This is a genomic window from Streptomyces sp. NPDC046909, assembly GCF_040644695.1.
GTDB lineage: Bacteria > Actinomycetota > Actinomycetes > Streptomycetales > Streptomycetaceae > Streptomyces.
Genome location: NZ_JBEYXC010000024.1, coordinates 112,040 through 132,451 on the forward strand (window position 1 = coordinate 112,040; position 20,412 = coordinate 132,451).

Annotated in this window: 19 protein-coding genes; 8 read left to right on the forward strand and 11 right to left on the reverse strand. The window is 72.0% G+C overall.

What is annotated here, in order from left to right:
* Nucleotides 1–148: 148 nt before the first annotated feature.
* Both ABZ928_RS48000 and ABZ928_RS48005 read right to left on the reverse strand, forming a co-directional pair.
* Nucleotides 149–796 carry a TetR/AcrR family transcriptional regulator gene (locus tag ABZ928_RS48000; RefSeq protein ID WP_361534728.1) on the reverse strand — a complete coding sequence of 216 codons (648 nt, stop codon included), beginning with the start codon at nt 794–796 and terminating at the stop codon, nt 149–151.
* Between the two features lie 371 nt (nt 797–1,167).
* Nucleotides 1,168–2,766 carry an MFS transporter gene (locus ABZ928_RS48005; protein WP_361534731.1) on the reverse strand — a complete coding sequence of 533 codons (1,599 nt, stop codon included), beginning with the start codon at nt 2,764–2,766 and terminating at the stop codon, nt 1,168–1,170.
* 217 nt (nt 2,767–2,983) lie between these two features.
* Between ABZ928_RS48005 and panB the strand changes: the two genes are divergently transcribed.
* From panB to ABZ928_RS48020, 3 genes are all read left to right on the forward strand, one after another.
* The gene (panB, locus tag ABZ928_RS48010; RefSeq protein WP_361534734.1) at nt 2,984–3,862 is read left to right on the forward strand and encodes a 3-methyl-2-oxobutanoate hydroxymethyltransferase; all 879 of its coding nucleotides are present in this window, start codon (nt 2,984–2,986) and stop codon (nt 3,860–3,862) included.
* Between the two features lie 162 nt (nt 3,863–4,024).
* Nucleotides 4,025–5,050 (forward strand): ATP-binding cassette domain-containing protein, encoded by a 1,026-nt coding sequence (locus ABZ928_RS48015; RefSeq protein ID WP_361534737.1) that lies wholly within the window; start codon nt 4,025–4,027, stop codon nt 5,048–5,050.
* Nucleotides 5,047–5,868, forward strand: coding sequence for an ABC transporter permease (locus tag ABZ928_RS48020; protein WP_361534740.1), 822 nt, complete (start codon nt 5,047–5,049; stop codon nt 5,866–5,868). The genes ABZ928_RS48015 and ABZ928_RS48020 overlap by 4 nt, the downstream gene beginning before the upstream one ends.
* A gap of 35 nt (nt 5,869–5,903) precedes the next feature.
* Here the strand turns inward: ABZ928_RS48020 and ABZ928_RS48025 are convergent, their stop codons facing one another.
* Both ABZ928_RS48025 and ABZ928_RS48030 read right to left on the reverse strand, forming a co-directional pair.
* On the reverse strand, nt 5,904–9,383 hold the full coding sequence (locus tag ABZ928_RS48025) for a BTAD domain-containing putative transcriptional regulator (RefSeq protein ID WP_361534743.1): 3,480 nt from the start codon (nt 9,381–9,383) through the stop codon (nt 5,904–5,906).
* A 32-nt stretch (nt 9,384–9,415) separates the two neighbouring features.
* A complete protein-coding gene (locus tag ABZ928_RS48030; protein WP_361534746.1) occupies nt 9,416–10,072 on the reverse strand; it encodes a DUF6578 domain-containing protein in 657 nt (218 codons plus the stop codon).
* Nucleotides 10,073–10,175: 103 nt separating this feature from the next.
* Between ABZ928_RS48030 and ABZ928_RS48035 the strand changes: the two genes are divergently transcribed.
* Entirely contained in the window at nt 10,176–10,943 is a 768-nt protein-coding gene (locus ABZ928_RS48035) for a site-2 protease family protein (RefSeq protein ID WP_361534749.1), read from the forward strand.
* On the opposite strand, the gene ABZ928_RS48040 is transcribed toward ABZ928_RS48035, so the two are convergent.
* The 3 genes from ABZ928_RS48040 to ABZ928_RS48050 are packed head-to-tail and all read right to left on the reverse strand — an operon-like array spanning nt 10,928 to nt 12,981.
* Nucleotides 10,928–11,161 (reverse strand): hypothetical protein, encoded by a 234-nt coding sequence (locus ABZ928_RS48040; RefSeq protein WP_361534752.1) that lies wholly within the window; start codon nt 11,159–11,161, stop codon nt 10,928–10,930. The genes ABZ928_RS48035 and ABZ928_RS48040 overlap by 16 nt on opposite strands.
* Nucleotides 11,162–11,165: 4 nt before the next feature.
* Entirely contained in the window at nt 11,166–11,870 is a 705-nt protein-coding gene (gene npdG, locus ABZ928_RS48045) for an NADPH-dependent F420 reductase (RefSeq protein ID WP_361534755.1), read from the reverse strand.
* Between the two features lie 37 nt (nt 11,871–11,907).
* Nucleotides 11,908–12,981, reverse strand: coding sequence for a sialidase family protein (locus ABZ928_RS48050; protein WP_361534758.1), 1,074 nt, complete (start codon nt 12,979–12,981; stop codon nt 11,908–11,910).
* Between the two features lie 105 nt (nt 12,982–13,086).
* Between ABZ928_RS48050 and ABZ928_RS48055 the strand changes: the two genes are divergently transcribed.
* Both ABZ928_RS48055 and ABZ928_RS48060 read left to right on the forward strand, forming a co-directional pair.
* Complete coding sequence (locus ABZ928_RS48055) at nt 13,087–13,689, forward strand: hypothetical protein (RefSeq protein WP_361534761.1); 603 nt, start codon at nt 13,087–13,089, stop codon at nt 13,687–13,689.
* A gap of 59 nt (nt 13,690–13,748) precedes the next feature.
* Nucleotides 13,749–15,206: an MFS transporter gene (locus ABZ928_RS48060; protein WP_361534764.1), complete on the forward strand. Its 1,458-nt coding sequence runs from the start codon at nt 13,749–13,751 to the stop codon at nt 15,204–15,206.
* 146 nt (nt 15,207–15,352) lie between these two features.
* Here the strand turns inward: ABZ928_RS48060 and ABZ928_RS48065 are convergent, their stop codons facing one another.
* Complete coding sequence (locus tag ABZ928_RS48065) at nt 15,353–15,586, reverse strand: hypothetical protein (protein WP_361534767.1); 234 nt, start codon at nt 15,584–15,586, stop codon at nt 15,353–15,355.
* A gap of 58 nt (nt 15,587–15,644) precedes the next feature.
* Here ABZ928_RS48065 and map point away from each other — a divergent pair, with 58 nt between their 5' ends.
* Both map and ABZ928_RS48075 read left to right on the forward strand, forming a co-directional pair.
* Nucleotides 15,645–16,502 carry a type I methionyl aminopeptidase gene (map, locus tag ABZ928_RS48070; protein WP_361534770.1) on the forward strand — a complete coding sequence of 286 codons (858 nt, stop codon included), beginning with the start codon at nt 15,645–15,647 and terminating at the stop codon, nt 16,500–16,502.
* A gap of 140 nt (nt 16,503–16,642) precedes the next feature.
* Nucleotides 16,643–17,290: a biliverdin-producing heme oxygenase gene (locus ABZ928_RS48075; protein WP_361534773.1), complete on the forward strand. Its 648-nt coding sequence runs from the start codon at nt 16,643–16,645 to the stop codon at nt 17,288–17,290.
* A gap of 34 nt (nt 17,291–17,324) precedes the next feature.
* Here ABZ928_RS48075 and ABZ928_RS48080 read toward each other — a convergent pair whose 3' ends face one another.
* From ABZ928_RS48080 to ABZ928_RS48090, 3 genes are read right to left on the reverse strand one after another with little or no spacing between them, the layout of a single operon-like run.
* Complete coding sequence (locus ABZ928_RS48080) at nt 17,325–17,981, reverse strand: PhzF family phenazine biosynthesis protein (RefSeq protein WP_361534776.1); 657 nt, start codon at nt 17,979–17,981, stop codon at nt 17,325–17,327.
* Nucleotides 17,974–18,855, reverse strand: coding sequence for a hypothetical protein (locus tag ABZ928_RS48085; RefSeq protein WP_361534779.1), 882 nt, complete (start codon nt 18,853–18,855; stop codon nt 17,974–17,976). The genes ABZ928_RS48080 and ABZ928_RS48085 overlap by 8 nt, the downstream gene beginning before the upstream one ends.
* Nucleotides 18,856–18,865: 10 nt before the next feature.
* Complete coding sequence (locus ABZ928_RS48090) at nt 18,866–20,383, reverse strand: HtaA domain-containing protein (RefSeq protein ID WP_361534782.1); 1,518 nt, start codon at nt 20,381–20,383, stop codon at nt 18,866–18,868.
* Nucleotides 20,384–20,412 lie beyond the last annotated feature (29 nt).

The following is a 20,412-nucleotide window of genomic DNA, read 5'->3' on the forward strand; positions in this document are numbered from 1 at the left end:
CCCCCAGTCACAAGACCCTAGGGGATGATCGGTTCCGTTCTCGCCGTCCCATGACGACCGTACCCGTACGAGCACGAACAAGTCGCCGCGGGTAGTTCCGGTCGCGGCGGGAGAAAGCGCGCTCTGTGACGAAACGCGCACACGAGGGCTACGGGGTTGTCGAACTGACGGACGGTGAGCTGACGGGACGTAGGCCTTGGAGCAGGGTGTCCACGATCTCCTCGGACAGGCCGTCGTGGAGGGGGGCGTCCGGGCGCATGACGGCACGCAGCAACATGGGGCCCACGAAGATGTCGTTGAGCAGTTCGACGTCGACGTCCGTACGCAGTTCACCGTTCAACTGGCCGCGGAGCAGCACCTCCATGCCGAGCCGTCGCCGGGGCGCGATGACGAGGTTGTGGTACGCCTCCCAGATCTTCGGGCTGCTCTTCATCTGGGCGTGCACGTTGTGCAGGATCGCCGAGGAACGGCTGACCAGCCCGCGCTGCCGCAGCGTCTCCAGGAGGACGACCAGGTCGTCCCGCATGGAGGTGCCGGGGAGGGCCGGGTCCGGGGGTTCGGCGCTGCGGATGACCTCGACGAAGAGCTCCTCCTTGCCGCGCCAGCGACGGTAGATCGTCGCCTTCCCGACGCCCGCGGTACGGGCGATGCGCTCGATGGACAGCTCCGCGAGCGGCACGCCCTCCTCCAGGAGTTTCACCACCCCCTCGACGATGGCGCGCTCCACGGCCTCGCTGCGGGGGCGGCCCCGCACGGGGCCCGAGTGCCCGGGGTGGCCTTCGGCGAGGCTGCTCACGTCGGTGGATCCCTTCTGTCTGCTGGGAGGATTCTCTCCCGGCCCGCTCCCCCGGCTACTCCACTCCCCCCGCTGCTGGGCCGGTCCGGCCGCCCGGCTGGGTGGCCAGTCGACTGGTCCGGCTCACCCACCTGGTCGGCCAGCCCGGCTCGCCGGCCGGCCCCGCCCCGACGACCGCCCTGCCACCCGCTCGGCCTGCTGGTCGGCGGCCCGGCTGCTCAGCCGGTTGCCCCGTCCACGGGCCCGCCCGCACTGCCACCAGACCGCCCCGACCGCCCGGCGCCAAGGTGACCCGACTGCCTCGGCCGCCAAGGTGACCGCCTGCCCCGGTCGCCAAGGTGACCCGGCGCCCGGCCGATCCGCCCGCTCCGCTACTCCGTCGCCGCGACCAGCTCCCGTCCCTCCTCGTCCTTGTCCGCCGCCGGTGTCCGTCCCGGCAGGAACAGGGCGCAGACGATGGCGCCGATGACCGCGACGCCCGCTCCCCACAGTGCGGTGATGTGCATGGCGTGCAGGAAGGCGTCGTGGGCGGGGGCGATGAGGGCCTTGCCCTGGGGGCCGAGCTTCTCGGCGACGCCGAGGGTGGCCTCGATGGACTCGCCCGCGGTGTGGCGGGCGCCGGCCGGGAGCAGGCCGAGCTTGTCCTCGATGCCGTTGCGGTAGGCGGTGGAGAGGACCGAGCCGAGGACGGCGATGCCGAGGGCGCCGCCGACCTGGCGGAAGGTGTTGCTGAGCGCGGAGGCGGAACCGGCCTTCTCGCGGGGCAGGGCCTGCATGATGACGACGCTCACCGGGGTCATGATGTGCGCCATGCCGACACCCATGAGGAAGAAGACGACCTCCAGGATCCAGATCGGGGTGTCCGACTCGAACCCGGCGAACGCGGCGAGCGTCGCGGCGATGACGAGCAGCCCGGCCGTGGTGGTGGCCCGGTTCCCGAAGCGGTCGACGAGCAGCCGGGCGCGCGGCGCGAAGATCATCTGGGCGGCGGCCAGCGGCAGCATCAGCAGACCGGTCTGGAGCGGCGAGTAGCCGCGCACGCTCTGGGTGTAGAAGACCGAGAAGAAGGTGACGCCCATCAGCGCGAAGAAGACCAGCGCGATGGCGGCGATCGCCGCGGAGAACACCTTGTTCTTGAAGTAGGTGACGTCGATGGACGGGTGGTCGCTGCGCTTCTCGAACACCACGAACGCGACGAGCACGGCGAGACCGGCGCCGATGGTCGACAGCACGGCCGGGTCGGTGAAGTCGGCGAGCTGGCCGCCCTTGATGATGCCGTAGACCAGCAGGACCAGGCCGACGACGGACAGCACGACACCGATGGGGTCGATACGGCCGGGGTTCGGGTCCCGGGAGTCGGGCACCAGCCACAGCATCAGCGCGAGGGCGAGCAGCACGATCGGGACGTTGATGAGGAAGACGGACCCCCACCAGAAGTGGTCGAGGAGGACACCGCCGGTGATCGGCCCGATGGCGATGGCGAGCCCGACGCCGCCGGCCCAGATGCCGATGGCCTTGGGCTGCTCCTCGCGCTCGAAGACGTTCATGAGGACGGCGAGGGTGGCGGGCATCACGAAGGCGGCGCCCAGACCCATCACGGCCCGGAAGGCGATGAGCTCGGTCGGGGACCCGGCGGTCGCGGCGAGCGCGGAGCCGATGCCGAACACGGCGAGCCCGCCGAGCAGCACCCGCTTGCGCCCGAGCCGGTCACCGAGCAGCCCGGCGCTGAACAGCAGGCCCGCGAAGACGAGGGTGTAGGCGTTGATCGCCCATTCCAGCTCGCTCTGGGTGGCGCCCAGACCGGTGGGGGCGGGGGTCGAGATCGTCTTGATCGCGACGTTCAGGATCGAGTTGTCGAGCACCACGATCAGCAGGCTCAGCATCAGCACGCCGAGGATCGCCCAGCGGCGTCGGTGCACGGCTTCCGGAATCCGGGGACCGGCGAGTGCGGGGTCGGCAGGAGAAGTCATACGGCCGAGCGTAGACCCATTTCGATACGGCACCGTCTCGTATCGGAATTCTTTACGGAGACCTTAAGAACAGACCTAGGGCGGTGGACGTACGCCGCTCGACGCGTGACCCAAGTCCCGCGCCCCGGTCTGGCCGCGCGTGACACGAGGTGCCACCATGGAGGTGATCCGGGGACGCCGTCAGGGCGCCTCGAGATGACGTGTTAGGAGCCGTTCCATGACGCAGCTTTCGGCTGCCCAGACTGTCCAGGACAGGCCCTCCGACGGCAGCAGCAAGGCGCTGTACGGGGGGAAGGGCACACGCCGTATCACGGTTCGCGACATCGCCCTCGCCAAGGAGCGGGGCGAGAAGTGGCCCATGCTCACCGCGTACGACGCGATGACCGCGTCCGTCTTCGACGAGGCCGGCATCCCGGTCATGCTCGTCGGGGACTCCGCGGGCAACTGTCACCTCGGGTACGAGTCGACCGTGCCCGTCACCCTCGACCAGATGACGATGCTCTCGGCTGCCGTGGTCCGCGGCACCTCCCGCGCCCTCATCGTCGGCGACCTCCCCTTCGGCTCGTACCAGGAGGGCCCGGTCCAGGCCCTGCGCTCCGCGACCCGGCTGATCAAGGACGCCGGGGTCGGCGCGGTCAAGCTGGAGGGCGGCGAGCGCTCCTACGACCAGATCCGGCTGCTGGTCGAGGCCGGCATCCCGGTCATGGCCCACATCGGGCTCACCCCGCAGTCCGTCAACGCCATGGGCTACCGCGTCCAGGGGCGCGGCGAGGAGGCGGCCGCGCAGCTGCTGCGCGACGCGAAGGCCGTGCAGGACGCGGGCGCCTTCGCGGTCGTCCTTGAGCTGGTCCCGGCGGAGCTGGCGGCCGAGGTGACCCGGACCCTGCACATCCCGACGGTCGGCATCGGCGCCGGCGCGGAGACGGACGCGCAGGTCCTCGTGTGGACCGACATGCTCGGTCTGACCGGCGGACGGGTCCCGAAGTTCGTGAAGCAGTACGCCAATCTCCGTGAGGTCATGGGGAACGCGGCGAAGGCGTTCGCGGAGGACGTGGTGGGAGGGACCTTCCCGCTGGAGGAGCACAGCGTCCACTAGGTCCACTAGAGCCACTGTGGCACCGAAGCAGCCCCGCCGATCTTCCCCCGCCGGCGGGGCTGCTGCCGTTCGTCGGGGGGCGTCGGGGGTTTGTCGGTGGCGCCGTACGGCTGTCGGTGACGTGTCGGTGGTTTGTCGGTGGGGCCTGACACCGTCTTGCCCATGACGCGAATCGACAAGAACCCCATCGGCGCAGACATCGCCGTGACCGTGCGGGGGCTGGTGAAGCACTACGGCGAGACCAAGGCGCTCGACGGTGTGGACCTGGATGTGCGGGAGGGCACCGTGATGGGTGTTCTCGGGCCGAACGGCGCCGGAAAGACCACCCTGGTCCGCATCCTGTCCACGCTGCTGGCACCCGACGCCGGACAGGCCACCGTCGCCGGCTACGACGTCGTACGGCAGCCCCGGCAGCTCAGGCGGGTCATCGGACTCACCGGGCAGTACGCCTCCGTGGACGAGAAGCTCCCCGGCTGGGAGAACCTGTACATGATCGGACGGCTGCTCGATCTGCCCCGCAAGGAGGCCCGCCTCAGGGCCGACGAGCTGCTGGAGCGGTTCTCGCTCACCGACGCCGCCAGGCGCCCCGCGAGCACGTACTCCGGCGGTATGCGGCGGCGGCTCGACCTCGCCGCCTCCATGATCGGGAGCCCCGCCGTCCTCTTCCTCGACGAACCGACCACCGGGCTCGACCCGCGCACCCGCAACGAGGTGTGGGACGAGGTCAAGCGGATGGTCGGGGACGGGGTCACCGTCCTGCTCACCACCCAGTACATGGAGGAGGCCGAGCAGCTCGCCGACGAGCTGACCGTCGTGGACCGCGGCAAGGTCATCGCGGGCGGCGGGATCGAGGAGCTGAAGGCGAAGGTCGGCGGACGGACGCTGCGCGTGCGGCCCGTGGACCCGCTCCAGCTGCGGCCGCTCGCCGCCCACCTCGACGGCCTCGGCATCACCGGCCTCGCCACCACCACCCTGGACGCCGACGCCGGCTCCGTGCTGGTGCCGATCCTCAGTGACGAGCAGCTGACCGCCGTGGTCGGCGCGGTCACCGCGCGCGGCATCACCCTCTCCGCCATCACCACCGAACTCCCCAGCCTGGACGAGGTGTTCCTGTCCCTCACCGGCCACAAGGCGAGCGCCCCGCAGGACGCCGTACCGGCCGACGACCGCGAGGAGGTCGCCGTATGAGCGCCGCCACGATCCCCGACACCACCGCCGCCGACGACGTCCGGATCCCGCTGCGCGGGCATCTGCGGCACACCGGCGCCCTGATCCGCCGCAATCTGCTGTGGATCCGGCAGGACCCGGAGTCGATGGCCGACGCCGTGCTGATGCCGGTCATCTTCACCCTGCTGTTCGTGTTCGTCTTCGGCGGCTCGATCGGACAGGCGCTGGGCGGCGGTCAGGACCAGTATGTGCAGTACGTGATCCCCGGCATGATCGCGATGATGAGCATGACGCTGTCGCAGGGCGTCGGCACCGGGTTCAGCCAGGACTTCAACTCCGGTGTCATGGACCGCTTCCGGTCCCTGCCGATCGGGCGCGGCTCGGTGCTCTTCGCGAAGATCTCGGTGGAGCTGCTGCGGATGCTGTTCGCGACCGCCATCCTCATGGGCGTCGCCGTGGCGGTGGGGTTCGACATCACCAACTGGCCAGGACTGCTCGCGACCGTGGCGCTGTCCACCGCGTTCGCCTCGTCGATCATGTGGGTGTTCCTCACCCTCGGCGTGGTGATGAAGAGCGCGCAGTCGGTGCAGGCGATGGGCTTCCTGGTGCTGTTCCCGTTGCAGTTCGGCTCGTCGATCTTCGCGCCGACCGGTTCGATGCCGGGCTGGCTCCAGGCCTTCACCGACTACAACCCGCTGTCCACGCTCGCCGACGCGGCGCGCGGACTGATGGTGGGCGGTCCGGTCGCGCACGACCTGTGGGTGACGCTCGGCTGGTCGGTGGCGATCACGGCGGTCATGGCGCCGGTCGCGATCCACAAGTTCAAGTCCAAGAGCTGACGTTCACCTCGCCGGTGCGTGCCGGACGGCGGACATCAGACCAGGGCGGCGGCCTCCCCGGGGGAGAGGGCGCCGCCCTCCGTGTGCGCGGCCTCGTACGCCTCGTCGCCGAGTGCGGCGCGCGCGTGCCGCTCGGCGCCGCCGAACGCCTCGCGTTCGATGGACGTCGCCACATGGCCGGGCGGCAGCGCGGCGCGCGCGGCGCCCAGGATCCGGGCGGCGTCCCGGGCCCGGGCCCCGCCGTCGGCCGCGGCCAGCGCGGTCGCCGCGATGGCCAGGTACAGGGGCCGCATGAACGGGGCGATGGCCTCGGACAGCGGGTCGTCGGCCTTGGCGAGGGCCTGCCGGACCTTGTCAAGACAGGCCTCGTAGCAGCCGTCCATCGCCTCCAGCCAGGCCTCCGAGCCGAGGATGAAGGCGTCGAAGACGATGAAGTGGGCGATCCTGAACTCCTCGCGCAGCAGCCGCAGTTGCTCGCGCGCCTCCGGGATGCGGCCGGTCAGGGCGAGATGTCCGGCGAGGAACATCCGGGCGGCGGGCGTGGCCTCGTTGACGGAGCCGTCCCGCCGGTCGATCACCTCGCGCAGGAGCCGTTCGGCCCGCTCGCCCTGGCCCGCCTCCATGAGCGCGCTGCCGAGCCGGGCCTTGAGCACGGCGTTCTGGGCGCGGGCGCCGAGCCGGTCGGCCTGTTCCATCGCCGCCTCGTAGTCGGCGGCGGCGTCCAGATAGGCGCCCGAGCGTTCCCGGGCCTCGCCGCGCGCGGAGAGCGCCTCCGCGGTGCCCCAGGCGTCCCCGAGGGTCTGGAAGAGCTCCAGCGCCTCGTCGGCGTCGCGGGCCGCGTCGCCCGCCCAGTCGGCCCGGTTGGCGAGGATGTTGGCGCGGATCTGGAGGGTGCCGGCGAGCTCCCACTCCATGCCGGGTGTCCTGCGGCAGGTGTCGACGGCGGCGTCGAGGATCCCGGCCAGCCGCTCCACGCCGCCGCTCAGCATCACGGCGTAGAACCAGAGCATGCCCGGGGGACGGCAGACCTGCGGCAGGCCGGGTTCGTAGACCTGGGTGATGGTGTGCAGCTTGGCCTTGGCCTCCGGGCTCTCCCAGGCCTCCAACTCGGTGTCCATGCAGGCCAGATGGGCGAGATGGATGCCGCGCCGGGCCTCGACGAGCGCCTCGCCGGTCAGCGGGGGCGGTGTGTCGGTGCTGCGCCGGTGGACCGGGGCCGCGCGGCGCACCGGTTCGGTGAACGGGTCGGGGCCGAGGGCCATGATCTCGGAGTACCAGTTGCGGGCCTCGATGCGGACGTCGCGGATCTGCCAGTACCAGGCCAGCGACAGCCCCAGGGAGAGCGCCTCCTGCTCGTCGCGCTCGGCGACGGCGTGCCGCAGGGCGGTGCGCAGGTTCTCGTACTCGCGCTCCAGCAGTTCGATCGCGGTGCGCTGGTGCGGGCCGCGCAGCAACGGGTCGGTGGTGCGGGCGAGTTCGCGGTAGTACGTCAGATGCGCGCGCTCGGCGTCCTTGCGCAGCCCGGTCTCGTCGAGGCGTTCGCCCGCGTACTCGGCGACGGTCTCCAGGAGCCGGTAGCGCATGCCGCCGCCGTCCGAAGGGGCGGCGACGACAAGGGACTTGTCGACGAGCGAGCCCAGCGCCTCCAGGGCGAGGGGTCCGCAGACGGCCTCGGCGGCGGCGAGTTCGCAGCCGCCCGCGAAGACCGACAGCCGCCGCAGCACGTCCCGTTCGTCCTCGTCGAGGAGTTCCCAGGACCAGTCGACGACGGCCCGCAGGGTCTGCTGGCGGGGCAGGACGGTACGGCTGCCGGAGGTGAGCAGCCGGAACCGGTCGTCGAGCCGGTCCGCGATCTGACGCGGCGTCAACATCCGTAGCCGGGCGGCCGCGAGCTCGATGGCGAGGGGCAGACCGTCGAGCCGCCGGCAGACCTCGGCGCATGCCTCCGGGTCGTCCTCGACCGTGAACCCGGGCCGGGCCGCGGCCCCTCGGTCGGCGAACAGCCGCAGTGCGACGGGCTCGGGCAGCGGGTCGACGGGCCGCAGCAACTCCCCCGGTACGCCTAGGGGTTCGCGGCTGGTGGCCAGCACCGTGAGCCGCGGGCAGCGCGCCAGCAGCTCCGCGACGAGCCGGGCGGCGGCCTCGACGACATGCTCGCAGTTGTCGAGGATCAGCAGCATCCGGCGGTTCCCGCAGTGCTCGGCGAGCCGCTCGACGGGGTCGGCGTGCCGCTCGTTCCCGGCCCGCATCGCCTCCGCGCCCGCCCCGTACAGCACGGTCTCCCGGGCACCGACGGCGGTGAGCACCGCGTCCGGCACCCCCTCCGGGTCCTCGACGGGAGCGAGCTCGGCCAGCCACACCCCGTCCCGCACGCCATCCCGCACCGCCTCGGCCGCCTCCTGCGACAACCGCGTCTTCCCCGCCCCACCGGGCCCCAGCAAGGTCACCAGCCGCGCCACCCCGAGATCCCCCCGGATGGCATCGATGTCGCCCTCCCGCCCGACGAAGGAGGTGAGCCGGGCGCGGAGGTTGCCCAGAGGGGCGGGGGGTGCGCCGGCGCCGCCGACGGGCTCGGCGAGGGGGCCGCGCGGGCGTGGGCCGCCGGGGACGAGGGGGTGGGCGGCAGCCCGCGCACCCGCCCCCGGCGCGGTCGAGGTGTGGCCGGCGGACGGGGCAGCGCTCCCGGGCCGGGCGGTCGGCCGCGCTTCCGTCTCTCGCCGATCCCCCTCCGCGGCCGCGTCGGCCCCGGGGCGTCCCCAAGCCCCCGGCATGCCCGAGTCCCGCCCCCTCGGCCGCAGCAACTCCCCGTGCAGCGCGCGCAGTTCCGGGCCCGGGTCCGTGCCCAGCTGGTCGGCCAGGACCTGGCGTACGTCCTCGTAGGCGGCCAGTGCCTCCGCCGTGCGGCCCGCGTCGCGGAGGGCGCGGAGGCGGAGGGACTGGAGGGGTTCGTCGAGGGGGTGGGTGTCACAGAGGGCGGTCAGTTCGGGGAGGGACTGTTCGCCGTGGCCGAGGGCGAGCGCGGCGGTGTGGCGGGCGCGCAGGGCGTCGAGGTGCCGGGTCTCCCAGCGGGCCGCCTCGGCGGTGCGGTCGGGCAGGTCGGCGAGGGCGGGGCCGCGCCACAGGGCGAGGGCGTCGTCGAGGACGATCGCCGCCTTCGCCGGGTCACCGTCGGCCAGCGCGCGCGTGCCCTCACCGGTCAGCCGCCCGAAGCGGTGCAGGTCGATCTCGTCGGGCGCGGCCACGAGGCGGTAGCCGCCGTCCACGGAGGCGACCGCGTCCGCGCCGAGGGCCCGCCGCAGCCGGCCCACCAGCGCCTGCAACGCGCCCGGCGCGTCCGCCGGCGGTTCGTCGCCCCACACCTCGTCGACCAGCAGGCTCGCGGCGACCGTACGGCCGGGCCGCAGCGCGAGCACGGTCAGCAGGGCACGCAGCCGCGCCCCGCCGAGGGGCAGCGGGGTGCCGTCGGGACGGAGTACCTGGGTGGTGCCGAGGATGCGATAGCGCACGGGGTCCATTGTCTCTGGTGGATTCGGGGCCGGTCACGGGGTTACGGACGTGGGCGGGTCATCCCCGTTCGTCCGCCGGGGCCGGACACCGTGCTGAAGGTCTCCAGCAGTGCCGCAAGCGAGTCCGCGTCGATGCCGTCGGTCTCCGCGCCGGGCGGGGCGTCCTTCGGCAGACCGCTCGCCTCGCGGACGGCGTACGAGAGCCAGGAGTCGGTGCCCGGCACGTCGAGGGTCACCACCGCGCCCGCGCCCCTGAGCCGGCGGTCCCCCGCCTCCTTGTCCCCGAACCACTTCGGACACGTCCCCACCGCCTTCAGCGACCGCTCCCCCGGAACCGGCTCCCACGCCCCGGCCCCCGACGCCGACCGCGCGTACGCCTGCGTCAGCACCTGCACGGACCGTACCCGCCCGCGCGCCTCGGGCAGCTTCGCCCCGTGCGTCTCGACGGTCAGCAGCCCGACGAGCCGCATCCACTCCCCGGCCCGTTCCTGTACGGCGACCACGAGCCCGTTCTCGTCCCGCAGCACCCCGTCCGCCACCGGCCCCGCGACCTTGGTCAGCTGGTCGTGCCAGCCCCCGCCCAGCGTCTCGCCTTCCGTCACCAGCAGCAGCGGCCAGCCGACCTCGTCCCCGACCGAGAACGGCGTACCGCAGCATTCCATCTGCCAGTCCTCGTAGAACACGTGCCAAAGTCCCATGACCCCACCTTCCATGGAACCGACGACCCACCGCGAGACGTTTTCGTCGTACGCCCGGTACCGTCGGGCAGTCCCACAGCGTGTACGAGAGTCGGGGAGCCCCATGACCACCACAGCCGCCCGCAACAGCGACCGGCGGATCAGCCCCGTCTTCGTGGGCATCCTGGCCGTCACCGCGGTGACCGGCTGGGCCACCTGGACCGGCTTCGCCGAGCAGCCGGGCGTGGCCGTGTTCCTGTTCGTGACGGCGGCGTGGATCGTGTCCCTGTGTCTGCACGAGTACGCACACGCGCGTACGGCGCTGCACAGCGGTGACATCACGGTGGGCTCGAAGGGGTACTTGAGCCTGAACCCTCTCGCCTACACCCACGCCCTGCTGAGCATCATCCTGCCCGTCCTCTTCGTGATCATGGGCGGGATCGGTCTCCCCGGCGGCGCCGTCTTCATCGAGCGCGGCCGGATCCGGGGCCGGTGGAAGCACAGCCTGATCTCGGCGGCGGGACCCTTGACGAACGTGCTGTTCGCGATCGTCTGCACGGCCCCGTTCTGGCTGGACGCCCTGGACGGCGTGCCCGCGGACTTCCGGTCCGCGCTGGCCTTCCTCGCCCTGTTGCAGGTGACGGCCGCGATCCTGAACTTCCTGCCGGTTCCGGGCCTGGACGGCTACGGCGTCATCGAGCCCTGGCTGTCGTACAACGTCAAGCGGCAGGTCGAGCCGTTCGCACCGTTCGGTCTGCTGTTCGTGTTCGCGCTGCTGTGGGTGCCGTCGGTCAACGCGGTGTTCTTCGACATGGTCGACGCGGTCCTGCGGGGACTCGGCGTCAGCGAGTGGGACACCTCGTCCGGCTGGAGCCTCTACCGGTTCTGGTGAGCCGCGCCGCGCTTGAAGTAGTACCAGCACATGTTGCTCGACAGCCCCGCGAGCAGCACCCACACGACGCCGAGCCAGCTGCCCTGGGCGAAGGACACGATCGCCGCGGCGACGGCGAGGAGGCAGACGATCAGGGCGTAGAGGGCGAGGCGGGGCATGGTCGCTCGGCTTTCGGATCGGGGGGACACTGCGCTGTTACGGCGTCCAGTGTCCCCCATCCCCTCAGACGTCGGTGACGCGCAGGCCCGCATGGGCCTTGTAGCGGCGGTTCACGGAGATCAGGTTGGCGACCAGGGACTCGACCTGGTGGGCGTTGCGCAGCCGGCCGGAGAAGACACCGCGCATGCCGGGGATGCGGCCGGCGAGGGCCTGGACGATCTCGACGTCCGCCCGCTCCTCGCCCAGCACCATCACATCGGTGTCGATCTCGTCGATCTCCGGGTCCTGGAGGAGGACGGCCGACAGGTGGTGGAAGGCGGCGGTGACCCGGGAGTCGGGGAGGAGGGCCGCGGCCTGCTCGGCAGCGCTGCCTTCCTCGGGCTTCAGGGCGTAGGCGCCCTTCTTGTCGAAGCCGAGCGGGTTGACGCAGTCGACGACCAGCTTCCCGGCCAGTTCCTCGCGCAGCGACTCCAGCGTCTTGCCGTGGCCGTCCCACGGTACGGCGACGATCACGATGTCGCTGCGGCGCGCGGTCTCGGCGTTGTCGGCGCCCTCGACGCCGTGGCCGAGCTCGTCGGCGGCGGCCTGGGCGCGGTCGGCGGCGCGGGAGCCGATGATCACCTTCTGGCCGGCCTTGGCCAGCCGGTAGGCGAGGCCCTTGCCCTGCGGGCCGGTGCCGCCGAGCACGCCGACGACGAGTCCGGAGACGTCGGGAAGGTCCCAGGGGTCCTTCGCGGGGGCCTTCTGTGCACTGTCGGTAGAGGTCATGGGCCGACTTTACGTGCGCCCCGCGCGCCCCGGCCGGTCAGGTGAGCCGCGTCACGGGCACCCTCCGGAAGACGATCCGCTCGTAGGCGCCGAAGTCGCCGGTCTCGTAGAGGAGTCCGACGGTGCCGGTGTCGATACGGACCAGGTCGGAGTAGGCGGCGGGCAGCCCGTCGGTGGTGTAGCGGGCGCGCCAGGTGGTGCCGCCGTCGGTGGAGGCGCGGACGGTCATCAGGGCGCGGCCGCCGGGGAAGGCGGGGCCGGAGAAGAGGAGTACGTCGGGGTCGCGGAGCTGGAGCAGGCTGCCTTCGCAGACGGGCCCGTCGAGGCCCGCCTGGGGGCGGAAGGGGGTGTGGAGGGTCCTTCCGCCGTCCTTGGAGTGGGCGTCGGCGCGGTTGCCAGGGGACGGGGAGTCGTTGCGGGTGTTGAAGTAGACGCGCCCGTCGGGGAGTTCGGCGCCGGTGGTCTCGTTGACGTTGACGTACCCGTCGGTGTTCTCGTCGACGTAGCCGAGGGACCAGGTCTCGCCCCGGTCGTCGCTGAGGAGGCAGTGGCCGCTGTTGTACTTGGCCTCGTTGCCGATGTCGGTACCGCTGGGCGGGAGGGTGTGGTTGGCGGGCACGACGACCCGCCCGGTGCCGAGTTGGAGGGCATGCCCGGGAGTGGTGGCATACCAGCGCCAGCCGTTCCTCTTCACGGACTTGGTGATCTCACGCGGCCTCGACCACGTCACCCCCTCGTCGTCACTGTGCTGCACCCACACCCGCCGCCCGTCGGCCTCACTGACCTTGCCGCGCAGGATGGCGTCCTCGCTGGCGGAGGCGGCGGAGCGGATGTGGACGAGGAGGACGCGGCCGGTGTCGAGGACGACGGGGGCGGGGTTGCCGGCGAGGTCGGTGCCATTGCTCGCGGCGACCGTGAGGGGACCCCAGGTGCGGCCGCCGTCGGTCGAGCGCTTGAGGGCGATGTCGATGTGCCCGTGATCGCGGGCGGAGTCGACCCGCCCCTCACAGAAGGCGAGGAGCGCGCCCGAGGCGGTGCGCACCACCGCCGGGATGCGGAAGCTGGCGTATCCCTCGCGGCCCGCGCGGAAGGGGACGGTGGTCTCGGGCATGGGGCGCGCTCCTCTTCGGTGGTCAGTCGCTCCCCATGCCCAGTTCGGGCGAATTCGTGGTGAACTCCGGGTCACGAGTGGCCGATTGCGGCAGGATGCGGCCACATGGACGCCGTACGTGTCGCGCTGCTGCGCGAAGTGCTCGCCGGGACCGGGTGGTTGGGGGCGACCCGGAGATTCGCCGGGGTGCTGCGCGGCTCGGTGGTGTCGCACGGCGGGGGCCTGCTGCTGGTCGGCACGCCCGAGTACGAGCCCTGGCATCTGGCGGCCCACCTGGTGGACGAGGCCGCCTGGTCGGGCACACCGGAGCTGGCCCCCACCCTCGTACGGCATGAGGCGCGGGCGTCGGATCCGGCCCATCTGGCGGTCGGTCTCGGCCGGTTGGCGGCGGCGCGGCGGGGAGAGACGCTGCTCGTCGTATCGCCGAAGGACCCGGAGGCCCCGCTCCTGGAACGCGTGCACGACGCCCGCCGGGCCGGTGCGACGGTCCTGGCGCTCGGCCCCGACGAGGGCGACCTGACCACGATGGCCCACGAGTCCCTGGCCGTCCCGGAGGGAACGGACCTGGACCTGGACACCGTCCAGCACCTGGTGAGCGCGGCGGCGGGCGAGAACGCCCTGCCGACCCCGAGGGCACAGCGCCGCTTCCGGGACAGATTGTCCCGCCTGACGGATCAACTGACGGCGCCGCCGCCGGCACGCTGGTAGCACGCCGGGCGTCGAAATTCGGTTGCCCCCACCAGCCGTCCACCGGACCATGACCCGTCGTGACCGTACTGCCCGATCTCGCACCATGGCGAGCCTCCGCCGACTTCCGACGACTGTGGGTGTCGGGACTGATCTCGAACTTCGGGAGCTTCCTGACCTTCGTCGCGCTCCCGGTACAGATCAAGGAGCTGACGAACTCCGCGGCGGCGGTAGGAGCGATCGGCGCGGTCGAACTGGTGCCACTGATCGTCTTCGGCCTGTACGGCGGCGCGCTCGCCGACGCGCTGGACAAGCGGGGGCTGATCATCTGGACCGAGGCCGGGCAGGGCCTGCTGAGCGCCGTACTGCTGGTCAACGCGCTGCTGCCGAGCCCGGCCGTGTGGCCGCTGTACGTCGTCGCCGCCCTGTCCTCCGCGCTGGTGTCGGTCCAGCGACCCGCCCTCGACTCGCTCTGGCCGCGGATCGTGGCCCATGAGCACCTCCCGGCCGCGGCCTCCCTCAACACCTTCCGCTGGACGGTCGGCGGGGTCGCGGGCCCGGCGGTGGCGGGTGTCGTGGTGGCGTACGCGGGACTCGGCTGGGCCTATGCCGCGGACGTGCTCACCTTCGTGATCTCGGTCGCGCTGATCGTCCCGATCGCCTCCTCCCCCGCCGCGCACGAGGCCGCGAAGCCGTCGCTGAAGGCCATCGCCGAGGGCGCCCGGTACGCGTGGAGCCGCAAGGAGCTGCTCGGCACGTACGCCATCGACCTCGCCGCGATGTTCCTGGCGATGCCGCTGGCCCTGCTGCCGTTCCTCGCGGACGAGCTGGACGCCGAGTGGTCGCTGGGGCTGATGTACGCGACGGTGCCGCTCGGGGCGATGCTGGTGAGCGCGACGAGCGGCTGGACCGCGCGGATCCATCGGCACGGGCGGATGGTGGTGCTGTCGGCGGCGCTGTGGGGCGTGGCGATCGCGGCGGCCGGCGTCGCCGGGAACGTATGGCTGGTGCTGCTGTGCCTGACCGTCGCGGGCGGCTTCGACATGGTCAGCGGGATCTTCCGCGGGATCATGTGGAACCAGACGATCCCGGACGAGCTGCGGGGCCGGCTCGCCGGGATCGAGCTGCTGTCGTACTCGGTGGGCCCCACGCTCGGCCAGGTCAGGTCGGGTGGTTTCGCCGCGTGGTGGGGCGTGCGGACGTCGGTGTGGTCGGGCGGACTGCTGTGCGCGGGCGCGGTGGGTCTGCTGGCACTGTGTCTGCCGAAGCTGATGACGTACGACGCGCGCACGGACGAGCACGCGGCGCGGGTGCGGGAGCAGCGGGCGGCGGCACGGGGGGCGGTGGCCTCCCCTGCGGAGGCAGAGCGAGACGAGGCAGAGCGAGACGAGGCAGAGCGAGACGGGCGGGGCGGGCGCCCAGGCAGGGCGAGACGGGGCGGGGCGGTGCCTCAGTTGCCGTCGGCGGTCACCGTCGTCGGCCGTCGGGGGCGATCGCCGCGGGGCGCGAGCGCGGTGGCTGGGCGCCGTCGGCCGTGAGGGCGGCGCCCCGGACGGCACCGGTCACGAGTGTGCGGGTGTCCGGATGCGGCTGTCGGGGGCCGGGCGAGCGGGATGCCGCCGGTCGCGGGCGCGGTGGACGCCGCCCGGTCCGGTCGGTCGCCACTCCTCTCCGGCCCACCGGCTCAGTCTTCGTCGCCGGGCCCGCCCGCGGGGGCGTCGTGCCACTTGGGGTCGTTCTCCCACTGGAGGTTGCGCTCGCGGGCGGTCGCCATCGCGTGCTCGGCCTCCTGACGGGAGGCGTACGGGCCGAAGCGGTCCTTGGCGGGGCACTCCGGCCCCTCCTCGACCTTCTTGTGTTCCAGGCAGTAGTACCACTCGCCCGGCTTGCCGACCGTGCGCTTCTTGAACAGGGCCATGACCAGCTCCTCTCGCCAGGGACATGTTCCCCCACGGGGGCTCGTTAGACTCGCTGGCATGTCTGGCCAGTCGCTGCTCGTTCCAGGGGAGCTCTCCCCCACCCGTTCCGTCCCCGGCAACATCCGCCGTCCCGAGTACGTCGGCAAGCCCGGGCCGACGCCGTACACCGGTCCGGAGGTGCAGACGCCCGAGACGATCGAGGCGATGCGGATCGCCGGGCGGATCGCCGCTCAGGCGATGGCGGAGGCGGCCAAGCTGATCGCCCCCGGTGTCACGACGGACGAACTGGACAAGGTGGCGCACGAATACATGTGCGACCACGGCGCCTACCCCTCCACGCTCGGCTACCGCGGCTTCCCGAAGTCCCTGTGCACGAGCGTCAATGAAGTCATCTGCCACGGCATTCCGGACTCGACGGTCCTCAACGACGGCGACATCGTCAACCTCGACGTGACGGCGTACATCGGCGGGGTGCACGGCGACAACAACGCGACGTACCTGGTCGGGGACGTCGACGAGGAGAGCCGGCTGCTGGTGGAGCGGACCCGGGAGTCCCTGAACCGGGCGATCAAGGCGGTCCGCCCGGGCCGTCAGATCAACATCATCGGCCGGGTCATCGAGTCGTACGCCAAGCGCTTCGGCTACGGGGTCGTCCGCGACTTCACCGGGCACGGCATCAACTCGTCGTTCCACAGCGGCCTGATCATCCCGCACTACGACAGCCCGCACGCGACGACGCTGATCCAGCCCGGCATGACCTTCACCATCGAGCCGATGCTGACGCTGGGCACGCACGACTACGACATGTGGGACGACGGCTGGACGGTCGTCACCAAGGACCGCAAGCGGACCGCGCAGTTCGAGCACACGCTGGTGGTGACGGAGAGCGGTGCGGAGATCCTGACGCTGCCCTAGTAGCTCTGGGCAGGCCGCAGCTCTGGGTAGGCCGCGGACCCGTCCCCTGATGGGGGCGGGTCTTTTCTTGTACGCTTTTACCGACAGGGCGTCGGCAAACCTATTGACTTAGGTAAGCCTTACCTTAGAGGATGCACTGCATGGACTCCTTCTCGACAGTCATCCGCACCGCGTCCCACGAGCAGCACGTGGAGGCCGAGACCTCGTCGTTCATGAGCGACCTGCTCGGCGGCAGGCTGGGCGTGGACGCGTACGCGCGCTACACCGAGCAGTTGTGGTTCGTGTACGAGGCGCTGGAGAGCGGGGCCGAGCGGCTGGCCTCCGACCCGGTGGCCGGGCCGTTCATCCAGCCCGAGCTGTACCGGCTGGGAGCCCTGGAGCGGGACCTGGAGCATCTGCGGGGCGCCGGCTGGCGGGCGGGAGTCACCGCGCTGCCTGCCACGCGGGCCTACGCGGACCGGGTGCGCGAGTGCGCCGCGGAATGGCCCGCCGGTTATATCGCCCATCACTACACGCGTTACCTCGGCGACCTCTCCGGCGGCCAGATCATCCGCGACAAGGCGGAGAAGACCTGGGGCTTCGCGCGCAAGGGCGACGGCGTGCGCTTCTACGTCTTCGAGGGGATCGCCAACCCGGCCGCGTTCAAGCGGGGTTACCGCGAGCTGCTGGACGGGGTCCGGGCGGACGATCTGGAGAAGCAGCGGATCGTGGCGGAGTGCAAGAAGGCGTTCGCCCTCAACACGGCGGTGTTCCGGGCGCTGGGCGAGGAGTTCCCGCTCAGCGCCTGAGCCGCCCGGAGCGCCTGAGTCCCTCGGTAAGGCCTTACCGCTCCGGCTCGCGCTCCAGCACCACCCGACCGCCGATCTCGACCCAGCCGTAGGGCTGCGGGGCGGTGAGGATCTGGGAGCCCGCGCCCTGGGTGATGTTCAGGGCGCGGCCCAGCCGGTCCGTCAGCAGGATCGCCGCCGCGCCCGTCGCCTCGTCCTCGTCGATGCCGTCGTCACGCCCGGGGAACGCCCGCGCCCGTACCCGCCCGGCGGGCTCGTCCTCCCAGGCCCAGGCGTAGATCCACTCCCCCTTCGGGGGCACGTCCAGGTCGTCGACCTCGGCGGCCGTCGCGTACTGCCGCAGCGTCCGCGGCGGTGCCCACTCCGCGCGCGCCTCGATCCAGCTGAACTCTCCGTCGAGCCGGGCGCCCACGACTCCGGCGGGCGTCACGAGCTCGGGCACGTCCAGCAGCCACGCCGTCCCCACACAGGGGTGACCGGCGAACGGCAGCCGCAGCGTCGGCGTGTAGATGTCGATGACCCCGCGCTCCGGGTCGTCCACGAACACGGTCTCACTGAACCCGAGCTTGCCGGCGAACGCCTGCCGCTCCTCCCGGTCCGGCAGCACGGAACCCTCGCGAACCACGCCGAGTTCATTGCCGTAGCCGCCGTTCGCCGCGCAGAAGACGCGCAGTACGTCGTAGTCAGTCACGGGGGAATTGAAGCATCGCGCGGGCGGCGAGGTCGTCCCAGGCCCTGGCTCCGCCGGGGAGGGGCCACAGGCGCGTGGGGACCAGGCCGTAGGGCAGTTCGGCGAGCGCGTCGGCGTATCCCCGTTCCATCGCGGCCCGTTGGCGTTCGGTGCCCGGGTCGGCGGGGCGGTCGGACAGGCTTCGCATACGGTGCTCGTGGCCCTCGGCCATCTTCACGGCCGCCCGCCGCCATTCCTTGTCGTCGGGCGCCTGGCTGAGCAGCACGCACTCCGGTGTCCGGCCCTCCGCCAGCGCGGCCACCGCCCGGTCGTGGCCGTCCAGGATCACGCAGCCGTCGAGGAAGGTCACCGACCACAGCAGGACGGGCGCGAGCGTGCCCTCGCGGGCGTGTCTGCGGTACGCCTTCACGCGCCCGGCATCCGGTGGCGAGAGCCGGCGGAGCGGGAGGACGCCGTTCCAGCCGCCACCGCAGTACAGCTCCAGCCGCCCGCCGGGCCAGTCCTTCATGAACTCGTCCGCCCAGACATACGGCGGGAACTCGGTCCGCAGGGCCAGCTCCCAGCGTCCGTCCAGCAACGGAGTGCCGTCCGCGTCCTCCAGCCAACGGGCGTACCGATGCACCCAGTTGGCCTTCGACCGCTGGTCCGCCGAGCGCAGTGGCGGCACCGGGGAGCGGTACCCGTCGAGGCGGTGCAGATGCAGGTCCCGGCAGCTGCCCGCCGTCCGGCCCAGCAGCAGGGGTCGGTCTCCCTGCCGCAGCAGAATCCCGCCCTCACCCGTCGTCTCGAAACGCAACGCCGGCGGGCCGGGGCGGCCCGATACGTTCAGTACCAGCCGTCCCGGCCCCAACGGTTCGCGGTGGCCCCTGTTCACGGGGACAGTTCTACGCCTCCGTACGACGGCGTCGCATCGCGAATACGACACCGGCGCCCGCCGCGACGGTCACCGCGGCGGCCGTGCCCAGGGCGGCGACGGGGACGTCGGAGCCGGTGGCGGCGAGGCCGCCGGTGACGCCGCCGGTCGTGGAGCCCGTGGTGCCGCCCGTCGTGCCGGAGGCGGTCGTGGAAGCGGACGGGCTGCTGGTGGTGTCGTCCTCGTCCGAGTCGTCGTCGCCCGGCAGGGTCGCGTCGTCGGTGAGGGCCACGGCCAGGTCGACCGGGTCCAGTTCCGTGCCGGTGGTGTAGAAGCCGCCGAAGGCCTTCGCGCCGGCCTCGGTGAGGGTGGCCGCGATGTCGTCGACCGTGATGACGTCGTCCGAGGCCGTCAGGTCGGACTTCGAGGCCTTCAGGTCGGCGAGGACCACGTCCTCCGACTTCTCGCCCAGACTCGTGACATCGGCGGTGAGTTCGCCCGTCCCCTCGTCGAGGGTCGCCTTGAGGTCGGAGAGGGTCAGGTCGAGGCCGTACTCGCCGTTCTCCTCGTGGCCCTTGAAGGTGACCGCGCCCTCGAAGGCGGCGGAGAGGGTGTCGGCGTCCGTGTCGTACGCGCCCGTCGCCTTGACGAAGGTGAAGATCCCGTTGTCCGAGGCCTGGGTCGCGCCGCCCGACGTCGTGATCTCGCCCTTGGCGACGCCGTCCACGACGTACGTACGGAAGGACTCCTTCACGCCCCAGCCGAGGGTGCCGTCGGCTATGTCGCCCGCGGCCGGGGCCTCGGTGGTGGCGGAGGGCGAGGCGCTCTGCGTGGGGGAGGCCGATGCCGAGGGGGTCGCGCTCGCCGAGGCGGAGGCGGAGGCAGAGGTGGAAGCTGAGGCGGACGGGGAGGGGGTCGAGGACGTCGACGCGGAGGCCGACGGGCTCGGGGACTGCGACTGCGTCTTCTGGACCACCGTCAGCGGGTCGCCCGCCGCGCCCTCGTAGCTGGCGCTGCCGAAGACGTCGGCGGCCTCCTTCGTCAGCGTGGTCGCCATGTCCGTCATGGCGCGGGTGACGGTGACGTCGGCGAGCGGGACGTCCTGCGTGGTCGTACCGGACTTCGTCACGTCCGCGGTGATCTCCGCCGCCGCGCTGTCGAACTTCACGTCGGACAGGGAGATTTCGAAGCCGTGCAGCTTCGACTCGATCTTCAGGGCGCCCTTGAAGCCGAGGGCGAGGGTGTGGGCGGTGGAGTCGTAGGTGCCGGTGCCCTCGGTGAAGGTGAACGCGCCGTTGCCCGTGGCCTGCGAGGCGCCGTCCGTCGCGGTGAAGGTGCCCGCCGCGAAGCCGGTGACGTACGTGCGGTACGACTGCTTGATGCCCCAGGTCAACTCGTAGCCGCTGAGCGGGACTTCGGCCGCCGCCGCGCTGGTCGCGCCGGCCATGGCGAGCGCGGTGGCGCCGACGGTGGCGGCGGTGGCGACGGCCGCGGCGAGGGCGAGGGGACGGCGGCGGGATCTGACGGGCTTGGTGGGCGTGGTGGGCATGGCTGGGGTCTCCTTGGGTGGTGGGTGGT

What these genes read in the sequence shown, in the direction of transcription:
- ABZ928_RS48005 (WP_361534731.1), bottom strand. Translation starts at nt 2,766, where the DNA reads ATGACTTCTCCTGCCGACCCCGCACTCGCCGGTCCCCGGATTCCGGAA.
- panB (WP_361534734.1), top strand. Translation starts at nt 2,984, where the DNA reads ATGACGCAGCTTTCGGCTGCCCAGACTGTCCAGGACAGGCCCTCCGAC.
- ABZ928_RS48015 (WP_361534737.1), top strand. Translation starts at nt 4,025, where the DNA reads ATGACGCGAATCGACAAGAACCCCATCGGCGCAGACATCGCCGTGACC.
- ABZ928_RS48020 (WP_361534740.1), top strand. Translation starts at nt 5,047, where the DNA reads ATGAGCGCCGCCACGATCCCCGACACCACCGCCGCCGACGACGTCCGG.
- ABZ928_RS48025 (WP_361534743.1), bottom strand. Translation starts at nt 9,383, where the DNA reads ATGGACCCCGTGCGCTATCGCATCCTCGGCACCACCCAGGTACTCCGT.
- ABZ928_RS48030 (WP_361534746.1), bottom strand. Translation starts at nt 10,072, where the DNA reads ATGGGACTTTGGCACGTGTTCTACGAGGACTGGCAGATGGAATGCTGC.
- ABZ928_RS48035 (WP_361534749.1), top strand. Translation starts at nt 10,176, where the DNA reads ATGACCACCACAGCCGCCCGCAACAGCGACCGGCGGATCAGCCCCGTC.
- ABZ928_RS48040 (WP_361534752.1), bottom strand. Translation starts at nt 11,161, where the DNA reads ATGGGGGACACTGGACGCCGTAACAGCGCAGTGTCCCCCCGATCCGAA.
- npdG (WP_361534755.1), bottom strand. Translation starts at nt 11,870, where the DNA reads ATGACCTCTACCGACAGTGCACAGAAGGCCCCCGCGAAGGACCCCTGG.
- ABZ928_RS48050 (WP_361534758.1), bottom strand. Translation starts at nt 12,981, where the DNA reads ATGCCCGAGACCACCGTCCCCTTCCGCGCGGGCCGCGAGGGATACGCC.
- ABZ928_RS48055 (WP_361534761.1), top strand. Translation starts at nt 13,087, where the DNA reads ATGGACGCCGTACGTGTCGCGCTGCTGCGCGAAGTGCTCGCCGGGACC.
- ABZ928_RS48065 (WP_361534767.1), bottom strand. Translation starts at nt 15,586, where the DNA reads ATGGCCCTGTTCAAGAAGCGCACGGTCGGCAAGCCGGGCGAGTGGTAC.
- map (WP_361534770.1), top strand. Translation starts at nt 15,645, where the DNA reads ATGTCTGGCCAGTCGCTGCTCGTTCCAGGGGAGCTCTCCCCCACCCGT.
- ABZ928_RS48075 (WP_361534773.1), top strand. Translation starts at nt 16,643, where the DNA reads ATGGACTCCTTCTCGACAGTCATCCGCACCGCGTCCCACGAGCAGCAC.
- ABZ928_RS48090 (WP_361534782.1), bottom strand. Translation starts at nt 20,383, where the DNA reads ATGCCCACCACGCCCACCAAGCCCGTCAGATCCCGCCGCCGTCCCCTC.